The organism is Streptomyces sp. NPDC019531 (assembly GCF_044903305.1).
In the GTDB taxonomy this organism is placed as follows: domain Bacteria; phylum Actinomycetota; class Actinomycetes; order Streptomycetales; family Streptomycetaceae; genus Streptomyces.
On record NZ_JBJDQL010000034.1, the window covers coordinates 40,321 to 56,488 of the forward strand.

Here is a 16,168-nt window from a genome sequence, read left to right on the forward strand (position 1 = left end):
GTGCGCCTACTTCTTCGCTTCGACGGCGTGTCCGCCGAACTGGTTGCGCAGTGCCGCGATCATCTTCATCTGCGGTGAGTCGTCCTGACGGGACGCGAACCGGGCGAACAGCGACGCGGTGATCGTGGGCAGTGGCACCGCGTTGTCCACGGCCGCCTCCACGGTCCAGCGGCCCTCGCCGGAGTCCTGGGCGAAGCCCTTCAGCTTGTCCAGGTGCTCGTCCTCGTCCAGGGCGTTGACCGCGAGGTCGAGCAGCCAGGAGCGGATGACGGTCCCGTCCTGCCAGGAGCGGAACACCTCCCGGACGCTGTCCACCGACTCGACCTTCTCAAGGAGCTCCCAGCCCTCGGCGTACGCCTGCATCATGGCGTACTCGATGCCGTTGTGGACCATCTTGGAGAAGTGCCCGGCACCGACCTTGCCGGCGTGGACGTAGCCGTACGGCCCCTCGGGCTTGAGCGCCTCGAAGATCGGCTGGAGCCGGTCCACGTGCTCCTTGTCGCCGCCGACCATCAGCGCGTAGCCGTTCTGGAGGCCCCACACACCGCCGGAGACACCGGCGTCGACGAAGCCGATGCCCTTGGCGCCGAGCTCCTCGGCGTGCTTCTCGTCGTCCGTCCAGCGGGAGTTGCCGCCGTCGACCACGGTGTCGCCGGGGGAGAGGAGCTCGCCGAGTTCGTCCACGACGGACTGGGTGGCGCCCCCGGCGGGAACCATCACCCAGACCACACGCGGGGCTTCGAGCTTGTCGACCAGCTCGGACAGGCTCGCCACGTCGGAGACCTCGGGGTTGCGGTCGTAGCCGGTGACGGTGTGGCCTGCGCGGCGGATCCGCTCGCGCATGTTGCCGCCCATCTTGCCCAGGCCGATGAGTCCCAACTGCATGTCAGTGCACTTCCTTCAGTTCACGGTAGGCGGCCACGAGGGCGGTGGTGGAGGAGTCGAGACCGGGGACCTCGGCCCCTTCGGTGAGGGCGGGCTCGACACGCTTGGCGAGGACCTTGCCGAGCTCGACGCCCCACTGGTCGAAGGAGTCGATGTTCCAGACCGCGCCCTGGACGAACACCTTGTGCTCGTAGAGGGCGACCAGTTGGCCGAGGACGGAGGGGGTGAGTTCCTTCGCCAGGATGGTGGTCGTGGGGTGGTTGCCCTGGAAGGTGCGGTGGGCCACCTGCTCCTCGGCCACGCCCTCCGCGCGGACCTCCTCGGCGGTCTTGCCGAAGGCGAGCGCCTGTCCCTGCGCGAACAGGTTGGCCATCAACAGGTCGTGCTGCGCCTTGAGTTCGTCGCTCAGCTCGTCGATCGGGCGGGCGAAGCCGATCAGGTCGGCCGGGATGAGCTTGGTGCCCTGGTGGATCAACTGGTAGTAGGCGTGCTGCCCGTTGGTGCCGGGCGTGCCCCACACCACCGGACCGGTCTGCCACTGCACCGGGTTGCCGTCACGGTCCACCGACTTGCCGTTGGACTCCATGTCCAGCTGCTGGAGATATGCGGTGAACTTGGACAGGTAGTGCGAGTACGGCAGTACCGCGTGCGACTGGGCGCCGTGGAAGTTGCCGTACCAGATGCCCAACAGGCCCAGGATCAGCGGGGCGTTGTCCTCGGCGGACGCGTTCTGGAAGTGCTCGTCGACGATCCGGAAGCCGTCGAGCATCTCCCGGAAGTGATCCGGGCCGATGGCGGTCATCAGGGAGAGGCCGATCGCCGAGTCGTAGGAGTAGCGGCCGCCGACCCAGTCCCAGAACTCGAACATGTTGTCCGGGTCGATGCCGAAGTCGGTGACCTTCTCGGCGTTCGTCGACAGGGCGACGAAGTGCCGGGCGACCGCCTTGTCCTCGCCGCCCAGCCCCTTCAGGAGCCAGGTACGGGCCGAGGTGGCGTTGGTGATCGTCTCGATCGTGGTGAAGGTCTTGGACGCGACGATGAACAACGTCTCCGCCGGGTCCAGGTCCCGCACCGCCTCGTGGAGGTCGGCGCCGTCCACGTTGGACACGAAACGGAAGGTCAACTCCCGTGCCGTGTAGGCCCGCAGGGCCTCGTACGCCATCGCGGGACCGAGGTCGGAGCCGCCGATGCCGATGTTGACGACGTTCTTGATCCGCTTGCCGGTGTGGCCGGTCCACTCGCCGGAGCGGACCCGGTTCGCGAAGTCGGTCATCTTGTCGAGCACGGCGTGCACGCGCGGCACGACGTTCTCCCCGTCCACCTCGACCACCGCGTTGGCGGGCGCGCGCAGCGCGGTGTGCAGGGCCGCCCGGTCCTCGGTGAGGTTGATCCGCTCGCCGCGGAACATGGCGTCGCGGAGCCCGAACACGTCGGTGGCGCCGGCCAGTTCCTGGAGCAGGGCCAGGGTCTCGTCGTTGATCAGGTGCTTGGAGTAGTCGATACGCAGATCACCGACGCGCACGACATACCGCTCCGCGCGCCCCGGATCCGTCGCGAACAGCTCACGCAGATGCGCGTGCCACTCGGCGCGGTGGTCCTCCAGCGCGGTCCACTCGGGGCGGCGCGTCAGAAGAGGGGAATCAGACATGAGCAGGTGTCTCCTTGGTGCCCGGAGGGGGCGTCTGATGGATCTTGCCGGCGTCGCGGGGTCTGGCACGCACGCCCCCAGAGGCGCTGTCGTCGGTGGCCGACGCTCCGCGTCGGGGGACCCCCATGACCTCGCTCGGCTTGGTCAACACGTGCTGCCACTCAGAGCCGGCCTGATCCATCAGACCCCCCCTCGCCCCGCAGGGCCACGGCGTACATCTCGTCGGCGTCGAGGCGACGGAGCTCCTCGGCGATGAGTTCGGAGGTGGAGCGGACCTTCAGCGCGAGGGTGCGGGAGGGCTGGCCAGGGAGGGAGAGCGTGGCCAGCGGGCCCTCGGGGCGGTCGATGACGACCTCGCCGTTCGCGGTGCCCAGGCGGACGGCCGTGACGACCGGCCCCGCCGTGACGACCCGGTCGATCTTCACCTTCAGCCGCGCCTCCAGCCAGCGCGCGAGCAGTTCGGCGGCAGGGTTGTCCTGCTCGGCCTCCACCGCCCCGGAGATGATCTCCGCGCGGGCCTGGTCGAGGGCCGCCGCGAGCATCGAGCGCCACGGCGTCAGCCGGGTCCAGGCGAGGTCGGTGTCGCCCGGCGCGTAGGAGCGCACCCGGGTGCGGAGCATCTCAAGGGGGTTCTCCACCGCGTACAGGTCGGTGATCCGGCGCTGGGCCAGCGCTCCCAGCGGGTCCTTCGCGGGGATCTCCGGCGCGTCCACCGGCCACCACACGACGACCGGGGCGTCCGGCAGCAGCAGCGGCAGCACCACGGAGTCGGCGTGGTCGGACACCTCGCCGTAGGTCCGCAGGATGACCGTCTCGCCGGTGCCGGCGTCGGCGCCCACCCGCACCTCGGCGTCCAGGTGCGAGTTGGTGCGGTCGCGCGGGGTCCGGGCGTGCCGCTTGATGACGACCAGGGTGCGCGAGGGGTGCTCGTGCGAGGCCTCCTCGGCCGCCTTGATCGCGTCGTAGGCGTTCTCCTCGTCCGTGACGATCACCATCGTCAGGACCATGCCCACCGCGGGGGTTCCGATGGCGCGGCGACCCTGCACCAGCGCCTTGTTGATCTTGCTTGCCGTGGTGTCGGTCAGGTCGATCTTCATGGCCTGCGCCAGCTCCGTCCGTCTCGTGCGAGCATCTCGTCGGCTTCCTCGGGTCCCCAGGTGCCCGACGCGTACTGCGCCGGCCGGCCGTGGTTCGCCCAGTGCTCCTCGATCGGGTCGAGGATCTTCCAGGACTCTTCCACTTCCTGGTGACGGGGGAACAGGTTGGCGTCCCCGAGGAGGACATCCAGGATGAGGCGCTCGTACGCCTCCGGGCTGGACTCCGTGAACGACTCGCCGTAGGCGAAGTCCATCGTCACGTCCCGGATCTCCATCGAGGTGCCCGGCACCTTCGACCCGAACCGGACCGTCATGCCCTCATCGGGCTGGACACGGATGACGATCGCGTTCTTGCCGAGCTCCTCGGTCGCCGTGTGGTCGAACGGGGAGTGCGGTGCGGTCTGGAAGACGACCGCGATCTCGGTCACGCGACGGCCGAGACGCTTGCCCGTCCTCAGGTAGAACGGCACCCCCGCCCAGCGGCGGTTGTCGACGTTCAGCTTGATGGCCGCGAACGTGTCCGTCGTGGAGGCGGGGTCGATGCCCTCCTCCTCCAGATAGCCGAGCACCTTCTCGCCACCCTGCCAGGCGCCCGCGTACTGCCCCCGCACGGCGTGCGCGCCGATGTCCTCCGGCAGCTTCACGGCCCTGAGGACCTTCAGCTTCTCGGTCAGCAGCGACTCGGCGTCGAACGCGGCGGGCTCCTCCATGGCCGTGAGCGCCATCAGCTGGAGCAGGTGGTTCTGGATGACGTCACGGGCCGCGCCGATGCCGTCGTAGTAGCCGGCCCGGCCGCCGATGCCGATGTCCTCGGCCATGGTGATCTGTACGTGGTCGACGTACGAACGGTTCCAGATGGGCTCGTACATCTGGTTGGCGAAGCGGAGCGCCAGGATGTTCTGGACGGTCTCCTTGCCGAGGTAGTGGTCGATGCGGAACACCTGGTCCGGCTCGAACACGTCGTGCACCAGCGCGTTGAGCTCGCGGGCGCTCTTCAGGTCGCGGCCGAACGGCTTCTCGATGACCGCGCGGCGCCAGGAACCCTCGGGCGCGTTCGCCAGCCCGTGCTTCTTCAGCTGCTGGACGACCTTCGGGAAGAACTTCGGCGGTACGGAGAGGTAGAAGGCGTAGTTGCCGCTGGTGCCGCGCGCCTTGTCCAGGTCCTCGACGGTCTGGCGCAGCTGCTTGAACGCCGTGTCGTCGTCGAAGTCGCCCGGGATGAAGCGCATGCCCTCGGCGAGCTGCTGCCAGACCTCCTCACGGAACTCGGTCCGCGCGTGCTCGCGCACCGAGTCGTGCACGATCTGCGCGAAGTCCTCGTCCTCCCAGTCCCGGCGGGCGAACCCGACGAGCGAGAAGCCCGGCGGGAGCATGCCGCGGTTGGCGAGGTCGTAGACGGCGGGCATCAGTTTCTTGCGGGACAGGTCGCCGGTGACACCGAAGATGACGAGCCCGGAGGGTCCGGCGATCCGGGGCAGGCGCCGGTCGCGCTCGTCGCGCAGGGGGTTCTCCCAGTCAGCGGTGATGGTCATTCCGCGTCAACTCCCTTGCTGTTCAGCGACTTCGTGACGGCGTCCAGCAGGTCCTGCCAGGCCACCTCGAACTTGGCGACGCCCTCGTCCTCCAGCTGCTGCACGACCTCGTCGTACGAGATCCCCAGCGCTTCCACGGCGGCCAGGTCGGCGCGGGCCTGCGCGTAGCCGCCGGTCACCGTGTCGCCGGTGATCTCGCCGTGCTCGGCGGTGGCGTTCAGCGTGGCCTCCGGCATGGTGTTGACCGTGCCGGGCGCGACCAGGTCGTCGACGTACAGGGTGGACTTGTAGGCCGGGTCCTTCACGCCGGTCGAGGCCCACAGCGGGCGCTGCTTGTTGGCGCGGGCACCGCCGAGGGCGGTCCAGCGAGCCGACGCGAAGACCTCCTCGTACGCCTCGTAGGCGAGCCGCGCGTTGGCGAGCGCGGCCTTCCCCTTGAGGGCGAGTGCCGCGTCCGTGCCGAGGACCGTCAGCCGCTTGTCGATCTCGGAGTCGACTCGGGAGACGAAGAAGGACGCGACGGAGTGGATCGTGGAGAGGTCGAGGCCCTTCCTGGCGGCCTTCTCCAGACCCGCCAGGTAGGCGTCCATGACCTCGCGATAGCGCTCCAGGGAGAAGATCAGTGTGACGTTGACGCTGATGCCCAGACCGATGACCTCGGTGATCGCCGGGAGCCCCGCCCTGGTCGCCGGGATCTTGATCATGACGTTCGGGCGGTCGACGAGCCAGGAGAGCTGCTTGGCCTCGGCGACGGTGGCCCGGGTGTCGTGGGCGAGTCGCGGGTCGACCTCGATGGAGACCCGGCCGTCCCGGCCGCCGGTGGCGTCGTACACCGGACGCAGCACGTCGGCGGCGGCGCGGACGTCGGCCGTGGTCATCATCCGTACGGCCTCGTCGACCGTCACACCGCGCACGGCGAGGTCGGTCAGCTGCTCCTCGTAGCCCTCTCCGGAGCCGATGGCGGCCTGGAAGATGGAGGGGTTGGTGGTGACTCCCACCACGTGCTTCGTGGCGACGAGTTCGGCGAGGTTCCCGGACTCGATCCGCCTGCGCGACAGGTCGTCCAGCCAGATGGAGACGCCCTCGTCGGACAGGCGCTTGAGTGCTTCCGCGGGCGCGGTCGCTTCGGTCACAGTGATCATCTTCTTTCTGGCGATCGGATCAACCGCGCGCGTGGGCCACGGATGCCCGGGCTGCGGCGGCGACGTTCTCGGCGGTGAAGCCGTACTCGGCGAACAGGGTCTTCGCATCGGCGGAGGCGCCGAAGTGTTCGAGGGAGACGATGCGTCCTGCGTCACCTGTGAAGCGGTACCACGTGAGACCGATGCCGGCCTCGATTGCGACGCGGGCTCGCACGGACGGCGGAAGGACGCTCTCCCGGTACTCCCGTGGCTGCTCCTCGAACCACTCCACGGACGGCATCGACACCACCCGGGTGCCGACCCCCTCGGCCTCCAGTTGCTCCCGCGCGGCGACGGCCAGCTGGACCTCGGAGCCGGTGGCGATGAGGACCACATCGGGGGTCGTGGTGGACGAGTCGGCCAGGACGTAACCGCCCTTGGCCGCGTCCGGGTTCGGCGCGTACGTCGGCACACCCTGGCGGGTGAGGGCGAGACCGTGCGGGGCCGGGTTCGTGGCGTGCCGCTTGAGGATCTCGGCCCAGGCGGCGGCCGTCTCGTTGGCGTCGGCCGGGCGGACGATGTTCAGGCCCGGGATGGCGCGCAGGGACGCGAGGTGCTCGACCGGCTGGTGGGTGGGACCGTCCTCGCCGAGGCCGACGGAGTCGTGCGTCCAGACGTAGGTGACGGGCAGCTGCATCAGCGCGGACAGACGGACGGCGTTGCGCATGTAGTCGGAGAACACCAGGAAGGTGCCGCCGTAGATGCGGGTGTTGCCGTGCAGCGCGATGCCGTTCATCTCCGCGGCCATCGAGTGCTCGCGGATACCGAAGTGGACGGTACGGCCGTACGGGTCCGCCTCGGGCAGCGGGTTGCCCTTCGGCAGGAAGGACGACGTCTTGTCGATCGTCGTGTTGTTCGAGCCCGCGAGGTCGGCGGAGCCGCCCCACAGCTCGGGGAGCACCGCACCGAGCGCCTGGAGCACCTTGCCGGAGGCGGCCCGGGTGGCGACGGACCTGCCCTCCTCGAACACGGGGATCGAGGACTCCCAGCCCTCGGGCAGCTGACCCGCCACGACCCGGTCGAAGAGCTGCGCCCGCGCGGGCTGCTCACCGCGCCACACGGCGATCCGCTTGTCCCAGGCCGCGTGCGCCTCGGCGCCCCGGTCCAGGGCCCGGCGGGCGTGGGCGAGGACCTCGTCGTCCACCTCGAAGGTCCGCGAGGGGTCGAAGCCGAGGACCCGCTTGGTGGCGGCGACCTCGTCGGCGCCGAGCGCGGAGCCGTGGGCGGCCTCGGTGTTCTGCGCGTTCGGGGCGGGCCAGGCGATGATCGTGCGCATCACGATGATCGACGGCCGCTCGGTCTCGGCCTGAGCCGCCTTCAGGGCCGCGTACAGGGCGTGTACGTCGATGTCGCCGTCGGCGCCGGGCTCGATGCGCTGGGTGTGCCAGCCGTAGGCCTCGTACCGCTTCAGGACGTCCTCGGAGAACGCGGTCGCGGTGTCGCCCTCGATGGAGATGTGGTTGTCGTCGTAGACGAAGACCAGGTTGCCGAGCTTCTGGTGGCCGGCGAGTGAGGAGGCCTCGGCGGAGATGCCCTCTTCCAGGTCGCCGTCGGAGACGATCGCCCAGACGGTGTGGTCGAAGGGGGACTCGCCCTCGGGCGCCTCGGGGTCGAAGAGGCCGCGCTCGTAACGGGCGGCCATGGCCATCCCGACGGCGTTGGCGACGCCCTGCCCTAGCGGCCCGGTGGTGGTCTCGACTCCTGCCGTGTGCCCGTACTCGGGGTGACCGGGCGTCTTGGAGCCGTGGGTCCGGAACGCCTTCAGGTCGTCGAGCTCCAGCTCGTACCCGGAGAGGAAGAGCTGGGTGTAGAGCGTCAGTGAGGTGTGGCCGGGGGAGAGGACGAAGCGGTCACGTCCGGTCCACTCGGGGTCGGACGGATCGTGGCGCATCACCTTCTGAAAGATCGTGTATGCCGCGGGGGCCAGGCTCATCGCGGTGCCGGGGTGGCCGTTGCCCACCTTCTGCACGGCGTCGGCCGCGAGCACCCGGGCGGTGTCGACGGCACGCCGGTCGAGTTCGGTCCATTCGAAGCGGTCCGCTGTCTGCGTGCTCATCTTCAAGAAGTCCTCGATCGGAGCGAAGTAGCTGGTCTGACGCGTTCGAATCTAAAAGTCTGACTTTTGTGGGGGAAGGTCGCGGTGTGCCAGCCTGTGGTGAAAGTGGGACACGACACGCTCCAGGCAGGCGGCACGAGAAGGACATGGCGGACAGAACATCCCAAGACTCCATCCAAGGTGGAGACGGTGACGGCGGAGTGGACGGGATCAGAACGTTCCCCTTCCCCATCGAGCTCAGTGTGTGCGGAGTCGGCATGCAGGTCGGCCCGATGCGCGGTGGCCGCACCTGGCACGCGGACGCTCCGCTGGAGCGCGTGCACCGCATCGACTTCCATGTCGTGATGCTCTTCGACGGCGGACCCGTCCGCCACATGATCGACTTCGCCGAGTACGAGGCGACGGCGGGCGACCTGGTGTGGATCCGCCCGGGCCAGGTCCACCGCTTCTCGCCGACGAGCGAGTACCGCGGAAGTGTCCTGACCATGCAGCCGGGGTTTCTGCCCCGGGCGACGGTGGAGGCAACGGAGCTCTACCGCTACGACCTGCCGCCGCTGCTGCGCCCCTCCGGACCGCAACTCGCGGGCCTCACATCGTCCCTGGCCCAGCTCCGACGGGAGTACGAGGACACCTCGACGCTCCCGTTGAGCCTGCACACCGCGGTCCTGCGGCACTCGCTGACGGCGTTCCTGTTGCGCCTGTCTCATCTGGCGGCCAGTTCGGCGGAGGCGGAGCGGCGGCAGTCGGACACCACGTTCACGCTGTTCCGGGACGCGGTGGAGAAGGGGTTCGCCACGAATCACAGTGTCAGCGCGTATGCCGACGCGCTCGGGTACTCGCGGCGGACACTGGTGCGGGCGGTGCGGGCCGCCACGGGGGAGACGCCGAAGGGCTTCATCGACAAGCGGGTCGTACTGGAGGCGAAGCGGTTGCTCGCCCACACCGACATGCCGATCGGGCGGGTGGGGGCGGCGGTGGGGTTTCCGGACGCGGCCAACTTCTCGAAGTTCTTCCAGCAGCACACGGAGATGACACCGGCGGCCTTCCGGGCCGAGTTGCGGTAGTTGGTTGTCCGCGGCTGTGCGGGGGCTGGTCGCGATGTTCCCCGCGCCCCTGAAGGGGCGCGTCGCCGATCCGGGGCAGACATGTGCCGAGACGAGTTCTGTGTGGCGCCCACTTGACTCGCCCTTTGCTGTGCGTGACCTGTGCGTGGGGTGATCTTTGCCGGGCGAGGCCCACGGTTCGTCCGGCCTTCATCCGGACTGGGCCGGGGATCCCTAAAGTTGCGGCGCCGCCTCCCCCCGAACGTCCGTCACCTCTGTCCGGAGGACAGTCATGGCCGCCGTCAAGGCACCCCAGCGCAACCGGCGTTCCCTCTCCGCGCTCGCCGGAGCCGTCGCCCTCACCGCCACCTCGATCGGGGTGTGGGCCGCAACGGCCTCCACCGCTCAGGCCGCCGCTCTCCCCACCCCCGACCACGTGGTCGTCGTGGTGATGGAGAACCACGCGTACTCCCAGGTCATCGGCAGCTCCAGCGCCCCCTACCTCAACAACACCCTCAAGGCGGGTGGCGCCAACCTCACCCAGTCCTACGGCCTCACCCACCCCAGTGAGCCGAACTACTACATGCTGTTCTCGGGCTCCAACCAGGGCCGCACCGACGACAGTTGCGTCGGCGTCGGTTCCATCAACAAGCCCAACCTGGCCTCCGAGCTGATCGCCGCCGGCAAGACCTGGGCGAGCTACAACGAGTCGCTGCCCAGCCAGGGTTCGACGACCTGCAGCAGCGGCAACTACGCGCAGAAGCACAACCCGTGGTTCGGCTTCTCCAACGTGCCGACCAGCACCGCGAAGACCTTCGCGCAATTCCCGACCGACTACACGACCCTGCCCAAGGTGTCCTTCGTCGTCCCGAACCTGTGCAGCGACATGCACGACTGCTCGGTCTCCACGGGCGACACCTGGATCAAGAACAACCTGGGCGCCTACGCCACCTGGGCCAAGACCCACAACAGCATCCTCGCCGTCACCTTCGACGAGGACAACAAGCTCTCCGGCAACCGCATCCCCACCCTCTTCTACGGGCAGCACGTCACGCCCGGAAGCTCCAGCTCCACCACCTACAACCACTACAACGTGCTGCGCACGGTGGAGGATCTGGCCGGTCTGACCGCGCACGCGGGCAACGCCGCCTCCGCCTCCGACATCGCCGGCATCTGGAACTGACGCCCGTGTATCTCGCGGACTCCCGCAGCACCAAGGCCGCCGTCGTCCCGGACACCCGTCCGGGGCGGCGGTCGGCCGCCGTGCCCGCCACCGTGCTGGCCCTGGGCGCGGTCAGCCTGATCACGGACGTCTCCTCGGAGATGGTCACCGCCGTCCTCCCGCTCTACGTGGTCGCCGGTCTCGGTCTGTCCCCGCTCGGATTCGGCGTGCTGGACGGCATCAACAACGGTGTCGGCGCCCTGGTCCGGCTGGCCGGCGGCCACCTCGCCGACCGGGGAGGCCGCCGGCACAAGGTCGTGGCGGGCCTCGGCTACGGCCTCTCGGCTCTCTGCAAGCCGCTGTTGCTGCTCGCGCACACCCTCCCCGCACTCAGCGCCGTGCTCGCGGTCGACCGCACCGGCAAAGGACTGCGTACGGCCCCCCGGGACGCGATGATCTCGCTGTCCACCGAACCCGCGCACCGGGGAAGGGCGTTCGGGGTGCACCGCGCCATGGACACCACCGGCGCGCTCCTCGGCCCGCTGGTCGCCTTCGCCGTACTGCGGGCCACCGTCGACGGCTACGACGCGGTCTTCGCGGTCAGCGGCTGCGTCGCCGTGCTCGGCGTCCTGGTGCTGGTGCTCTTCGTACCCGGGCGCGGTACTCCCGCCGATCCCGTACGACCACCCGAGCAGGAGCGGCCGACGCTGCGGGACGCACTCGGACTGCTGCGCCGCCCCGAGCTGCGACGGCTCACCGTGTGCGCCACCCTCCTCGGCCTCACCACCGTCAGCGACTCCTTCCTGTATCTGCTGCTCCAGCGCGAAGGGGACCTGCCGGCCCAGCTGTTCCCCTTGCTGCCGCTGGGCACCGCCGCCTTCTTCCTGCTGCTCGCCGTCCCCCTCGGCGCACTCGCCGACCGCGTCAGCCGCCGCAGGCTCTTCCTGGCCGGCCACGGAGTCCTGCTGCTCGGCTACGGCCTGGTGCTCTCCCCGTGGCACGGTGTCCCGGCCGTGGTCGCCGTCCTCGTCCTCCACGGCACCTTCTACGCGGCCACCGACGGCGTGCTCGCGGCCGCCACCGCCTCAGTCGTCCCGGCCCGGCACCAGGGCGCCGGACAGGCCCTGGTCGGCACCGGCCAGGCGCTGGCCCGGTTCGCCTGCTCGCTCGCCTTCGGTGCGGCCTGGAGCCTGTGGGGCGGGCGGACCGCGCTCGCCGTCACCGCGGGCGCCCTGGCCGTCAGCGCCGTCGTGGCCTCGTTCGTCCTGAGGAACCCCGATGAGCCCGCCGTGCCCGCCGACGGTGCCCCGGCAACCAGCGAAGAGGTGCCCGCATGACCCGAACCACCCGCCTGGTGACCCTCCTTGTCGCCGTCGTCCTGCTCGGCGCGGTCGGTACCGGGTCCGTGCTGTACGCCGCCCACCGGTCGGGCATGCGGGACGAGCAGCAGGCGGACGGTCCGGCCGTGCGGGCGGGTACCGTCTCGCTCCGCCCGACGGCCGGGCGCCGCCTGCTGGTCCGCAACCTGGCCTGGGGCCCGCACCGCGACGAGATCGCGACCGTGCCCGCCGACGATCCGCAGGGCCCGCGCACCGCGTCGGGGGTGAAGTGCCTGCGCTTCCACGCGGCGGCCGGTACCGGCATCTGCCTCCAGGCCGTGCACGGAGCGCTGGAGGACACCTACCGCGCGGTGGTGCTCGACGCGCACCTGCGTGAGCGGCACCGCTTCCCGGCGCCCGGCATCCCCACCCGGGCCCGGGTCTCGCCCTCCGGACACATGGTCGCCTGGACGGTGTTCGTCAGCGGGGACTCGTACGCCGGGACGAACTTCTCCACCCGCACGGCCATCGTCGACACCCGCACCTGGGCCGTCGACGACAACCTGGAGACCTTCCACGTCATCAAGGACGGCCGGATCTACCACGCCGCGGACACCAACGTCTGGGGCGTCACCTTCGCCGACGACAACCGCTTCTACGCCACGCGGGCGACGGGCGGCCGGACCTACCTCGTGCGGGGCGACGTCACCGCACGCACCCTCACCACCCTGCACCGCAACGTCGAATGCCCCTCGCTCTCACCCGACGGCACCCGCGTCGCCTACAAGAAGCGCGTCAAGGGCGCCTCACCCGATGCCCCTTGGCGTCTGTACGTCCTGAACCTGCGGACCATGAAGGAGACCGCGACCGCCGAGTCCCGCAACATCGACGACCAGGCGCTGTGGTCCGACGACGACACCCTCGTCTACGCCCTCCCGGGCGACTACGGCTCGGATCTGTGGACCGTCTTGGCCGACGGCACGGGAACGGCCCGCCGACTGATGACCTCCGCGGTCGCTCCCGCCTATCTCGGGTGACACGACGCTGCCCCGCGAGACCGCATGGGCCTGGCGGGGCAGCCTCATATCGCTTGTCAGTGACCGAAGTTGAACCAGTTCACGTTGACGAAGTCGGCCGGCTGGCCGCTGGTGAAGGTCAGATAGACGTTGTGCGTGCCGGTGACGGAGCTGATGTTCGCCGGGACCGTTCTCCAGGACTGCCAGCCGCCCGTGTTGGCGATCGAGAAGCTGCCGACCGGAGTGGCGGTGGGGCTGTCCAGGCGCACCTGGACCAGACCGCTGACGCCGCCCGCCGCGCCGCTGGCCACGCGCGCGACGAACTGAGTCGCGGCCGTGGAGCCGAAGTTGACGTTCTGGTAGAGCGCCCAGTCACCGTTGGCGAGGGAACCGATGTCCCGGCCGCCGCCGGTGTCGGTCGTGGTCTCGGTGGTCACACCGCTCTGGCTGTTGAAGGACTCCGCCTGGATCGTGCCGTAGGCGTCGACACCGCCAGACGGCGGAGGCGTGGTACCGCTCCCACCGGCCGAGAGGACCTGGACGTAGTCGACGGTCATCGGCACGCCGGACTGGGTGCCGGAGTCCAGTCCGCCGCCGAGCGCGTCCGGGAAGGCGCCGCCCATCGCCACGTTGAGGATGACGAAGAAGCCGTGGTTCGTGGCGTTGGCCCAGGTCGTCGCGTCGACCTGGCTCGCGTTGACCGAGTGGAACTGCGTGCCGTCGACGTAGAAGCGGATCGTCTCGGGGCTCACCGAGCGGTCCCACTCCATCGTGTAGGTGTGGAACGCCGACTGGCAGGTCGAGCCGGGGCAGACGACGTTGTTGCCCAGTCCCGTCGTCTCGTTGCACGGTCCGCCCGGGTTGGTGCCGCAGTGCATCGTGGCCCACACGCGGTTCATGCCCTGGACGTTCTCCATGATGTCCAGCTCGCCGACGCTCGGCCAGTTCTGGTAGTTGCCCCGGTACGGCGCCCCCAGCATCCAGAAGGCAGGCCAGTAGCCCTCGGCCGCGGTGCCGGTGACGTTGGGCATCTGGATGCGCGCCTCGACGCGCAGCTTGCCGCCCGACGGGGGCTGGAAGTCGGTGCGGTTGGTCTCGATACGGCCCGAGGTCCAGTTCCCGGCCGAGTCGCGTAGCGGGGTGATGCGCAGGTTGCCGTTGCCGTCCAGCGCCACGTTGCTGGTGCTGTTGGTCATCGTCTCGACCTCGCCCGTGCCCCAGTTGGCGGGGCCGCCGGGGTACGAAGTCCCCGTGGCGTACTGCCAGTTGGAGGTGTTGACGCCGGTGCCCGCGGTGCCGTTGAAGTCGTCCACGAACACCTGCGACCAGCCCGTCGGGGGTGTCGGGGCGGAGGCGTTCGCGGGGAGGGCGGCGGAGGTCGCGAGGGCGGCCGCCAGGCCGAGGGTGCTGAGGACGGCGACGAGCACGCGCCGCCGTCTGGGTATGCCGGAGGTTTCACTCATGGGGTGCTGCCTCTCGGGTACGGAGTTGGGGGGTGCGGGAGCCTTCGAGCGCACTCTGAGAGCGCTCTCAAAGTGCGCCCAATGTGCTCTCGGCCACTCCGGTCGTCAAGAGGTGAAACAGTGAAAGTCGTTGCGCCCCAGGTGAGTTCACGCCGTGAATGGTGCGAATCGGTACCCGGCGGGGCCGACGGTGACGCTTGCGCGGCGAGGAACAGCCACAGAGGCGGTTCGTCGGTGTCGGCCGGTTCGCGGACGACCTCGGCGGTGGTGGCCGCCGGGTCCTCGGGCGCCCGGGCGGAGGCGCCGGCCCGGCGTGCACCGCGACGCGGATGCCGAGCGGGTCGACCCCTGGGTGGCGGCCTGGGACACCCACAGCGGGCCGAGCAGCAGGTGATCGCCGTCTGTCGGGCGGTGCCCGGAGACCCTTCCGATGTGACCGTCCCGTCCGCTCAGACCGCGCTGCCCGCCTTCCAGTCCGCCCAGGACAGGTTCCAGCCGTTGAGGCCGTTCGACGCCTCCACGGTCTTCTCGCCGGAGTTCTTGACGATCACGACGTCGCCGAGCATGGAGCTCTCGTAGAACTTGTAGCCGGCCACGGAGCTGTCGTTCGCGCCCTTCGCGTCGTGCAGGCCGACGCAGCCGTGGCTGGTGTTCTGGTTGCCGAACACCGAGGCGGACGCCCAGTAGTTGCCGTGCACGAAGGTGCCCGACGTGGTCAGGCGCTGGGCGTGCGGGACGTCGGAGATGTCGTACTCGTCGCCGAGCCCGACCGTCGAGGACTCCATGCGGGTCTGCTTGAACCGCTCGCTGATCACCATGATCCCGGACCAGGTGGTGTGGTCGGAGTCGCCGCCGGAGACGGGGTAGGTGGCGGTCGTGGCGCCGTCCCGCTTGACGACCATCTCCTTCGTGGCCAGGTCGACCGTGCTGATCTGCTCCCGGCCGATGTGGAAGGTGACGTCCTTGGACTGCACGCCGTAGACCCCGTCCGTGCCCTGGACGTCCTTGAGCCGAAGACCGAGCGTGATCGTCGTACCGGCCGCCCAGTAGGTCTCCGGCCGGAAGTCGAGCCGGGTGTCGCTGAACCAGTGGCCCACGATGTCGACCGCGGGTTCGGCGGTCACGGTGATCGCCTTCTGGACGGTGGCCTTGTCGGACACGGCGTGCGAGAAGTTGATCGACACTGGCATGCCGACGCCGGAGGTGGAGTCCGCCTCGGGGGTGAAGTAGCCCACGAACGTCTCGCCGGGGGACTTCGTGGTGAAGGTCGCCGTCTCGGCGGTGCCGCCCTCCGCCTGGGCCGTCACCGTGTACTTGGTGCCCGAGAACGGGTTCGTCGACGAGGTCCATTTCGTCCTGGCGTCGTTGAAGGCACCGGCGAGCGTGGAGCCGTCGTTGCCGGCGACCTTCACCGAGGCGAGGGTGCCGTCGGTCACAGTGATCTCGACGGGGCTGGAGAAGTCGGCCTTGGTGGTGCCGGCGGCCGGGGTGACCGAGATGGTCGCCTGCTTTGTCGCGGCCTTGACGGACGCCGTCGCCGCCGAGCCCTCCGAGGCGTCCGCCGAACCGCCGCTGCACCCCGTCAGCAGGGTCGCGGCCGGTACGGCGCCGAGCGCGGCGAGGATCCCGCGCCGGGACCACCTCTGCGACTGCTCGGACCGGTTCGATATGTGCGAGACGCCCACGGCAGGCCTTCCTGAGATATCCACCTATTGCGGGTGCATCCTGCGCCTCGTACCTGGGGTGATTCTTTGAATCGTCGCGCC

Annotated in this window: 12 protein-coding genes; 4 read left to right on the forward strand and 8 right to left on the reverse strand. The window is 69.7% G+C overall.

What is annotated here, in order from left to right; genetic code table 11:
* Positions 1 to 6 precede the first annotated feature (6 nt).
* From gnd to tkt, 6 genes are all read right to left on the reverse strand, one after another.
* Positions 7 to 885 (reverse strand): phosphogluconate dehydrogenase (NAD(+)-dependent, decarboxylating), encoded by an 879-nt coding sequence (gene gnd, locus ACI2L1_RS31790; protein ID WP_404742857.1) that lies wholly within the window; start codon positions 883 to 885, stop codon positions 7 to 9.
* Position 886: 1 nt separating this feature from the next.
* Entirely contained in the window at positions 887 to 2,533 is a 1,647-nt protein-coding gene (gene pgi, locus ACI2L1_RS31795) for a glucose-6-phosphate isomerase (protein ID WP_404742858.1), read from the reverse strand.
* Positions 2,534 to 2,694: 161 nt separating this feature from the next.
* A complete protein-coding gene (opcA, locus tag ACI2L1_RS31800; RefSeq protein WP_404742859.1) occupies positions 2,695 to 3,630 on the reverse strand; it encodes a glucose-6-phosphate dehydrogenase assembly protein OpcA in 936 nt (311 codons plus the stop codon).
* The gene (zwf, locus tag ACI2L1_RS31805; RefSeq protein WP_404742860.1) at positions 3,627 to 5,162 is read right to left on the reverse strand and encodes a glucose-6-phosphate dehydrogenase; all 1,536 of its coding nucleotides are present in this window, start codon (positions 5,160 to 5,162) and stop codon (positions 3,627 to 3,629) included. Before zwf ends, opcA begins: the two co-directional genes overlap by 4 nt.
* Positions 5,159 to 6,304, reverse strand: a complete 1,146-nt coding sequence (gene tal / locus ACI2L1_RS31810) for a transaldolase (protein ID WP_404742861.1) — start codon at positions 6,302 to 6,304, stop codon at positions 5,159 to 5,161. Before tal ends, zwf begins: the two co-directional genes overlap by 4 nt.
* A gap of 19 nt (positions 6,305 to 6,323) precedes the next feature.
* Positions 6,324 to 8,399: a transketolase gene (tkt, locus tag ACI2L1_RS31815; protein ID WP_404742862.1), complete on the reverse strand. Its 2,076-nt coding sequence runs from the start codon at positions 8,397 to 8,399 to the stop codon at positions 6,324 to 6,326.
* A 146-nt stretch (positions 8,400 to 8,545) separates the two neighbouring features.
* Here tkt and ACI2L1_RS31820 point away from each other — a divergent pair, with 146 nt between their 5' ends.
* From ACI2L1_RS31820 to ACI2L1_RS31835, 4 genes are all read left to right on the forward strand, one after another.
* Positions 8,546 to 9,463: a helix-turn-helix domain-containing protein gene (locus ACI2L1_RS31820; RefSeq protein WP_404742863.1), complete on the forward strand. Its 918-nt coding sequence runs from the start codon at positions 8,546 to 8,548 to the stop codon at positions 9,461 to 9,463.
* Between the two features lie 271 nt (positions 9,464 to 9,734).
* Positions 9,735 to 10,625, forward strand: a complete 891-nt coding sequence (locus ACI2L1_RS31825; RefSeq protein WP_404742864.1) for an alkaline phosphatase family protein — start codon at positions 9,735 to 9,737, stop codon at positions 10,623 to 10,625.
* Positions 10,626 to 10,630: 5 nt separating this feature from the next.
* Positions 10,631 to 11,941, forward strand: a complete 1,311-nt coding sequence (locus tag ACI2L1_RS31830) for an MFS transporter (RefSeq protein ID WP_404742865.1) — start codon at positions 10,631 to 10,633, stop codon at positions 11,939 to 11,941.
* Positions 11,938 to 12,960 (forward strand): TolB family protein, encoded by a 1,023-nt coding sequence (locus ACI2L1_RS31835; protein ID WP_404742866.1) that lies wholly within the window; start codon positions 11,938 to 11,940, stop codon positions 12,958 to 12,960. The genes ACI2L1_RS31830 and ACI2L1_RS31835 overlap by 4 nt, the downstream gene beginning before the upstream one ends.
* 56 nt (positions 12,961 to 13,016) lie before the next feature.
* Here the strand turns inward: ACI2L1_RS31835 and ACI2L1_RS31840 are convergent, their stop codons facing one another.
* Together ACI2L1_RS31840 and ACI2L1_RS31845 are read right to left on the reverse strand one after the other, a co-directional pair.
* A complete protein-coding gene (locus ACI2L1_RS31840) occupies positions 13,017 to 14,402 on the reverse strand; it encodes a glycoside hydrolase family 16 protein (RefSeq protein ID WP_404742867.1) in 1,386 nt (461 codons plus the stop codon).
* Positions 14,403 to 14,851: 449 nt separating this feature from the next.
* Complete coding sequence (locus ACI2L1_RS31845) at positions 14,852 to 16,087, reverse strand: Ig-like domain-containing protein (RefSeq protein ID WP_404742868.1); 1,236 nt, start codon at positions 16,085 to 16,087, stop codon at positions 14,852 to 14,854.
* Between the last annotated feature and the right edge of the window lie 81 nt (positions 16,088 to 16,168).

Excerpts from the sequence above, each read along its gene's own strand:
- gnd (WP_404742857.1), bottom strand. The coding sequence starts at position 885 with ATGCAGTTGGGACTCATCGGCCTGGGCAAGATGGGCGGCAACATGCGC.
- pgi (WP_404742858.1), bottom strand. The coding sequence starts at position 2,533 with ATGTCTGATTCCCCTCTTCTGACGCGCCGCCCCGAGTGGACCGCGCTG.
- opcA (WP_404742859.1), bottom strand. The coding sequence starts at position 3,630 with ATGAAGATCGACCTGACCGACACCACGGCAAGCAAGATCAACAAGGCG.
- zwf (WP_404742860.1), bottom strand. The coding sequence starts at position 5,162 with ATGACCATCACCGCTGACTGGGAGAACCCCCTGCGCGACGAGCGCGAC.
- tal (WP_404742861.1), bottom strand. The coding sequence starts at position 6,304 with ATGATCACTGTGACCGAAGCGACCGCGCCCGCGGAAGCACTCAAGCGC.
- tkt (WP_404742862.1), bottom strand. The coding sequence starts at position 8,399 with ATGAGCACGCAGACAGCGGACCGCTTCGAATGGACCGAACTCGACCGG.
- ACI2L1_RS31820 (WP_404742863.1), top strand. The coding sequence starts at position 8,546 with ATGGCGGACAGAACATCCCAAGACTCCATCCAAGGTGGAGACGGTGAC.
- ACI2L1_RS31825 (WP_404742864.1), top strand. The coding sequence starts at position 9,735 with ATGGCCGCCGTCAAGGCACCCCAGCGCAACCGGCGTTCCCTCTCCGCG.
- ACI2L1_RS31835 (WP_404742866.1), top strand. The coding sequence starts at position 11,938 with ATGACCCGAACCACCCGCCTGGTGACCCTCCTTGTCGCCGTCGTCCTG.
- ACI2L1_RS31840 (WP_404742867.1), bottom strand. The coding sequence starts at position 14,402 with ATGAGTGAAACCTCCGGCATACCCAGACGGCGGCGCGTGCTCGTCGCC.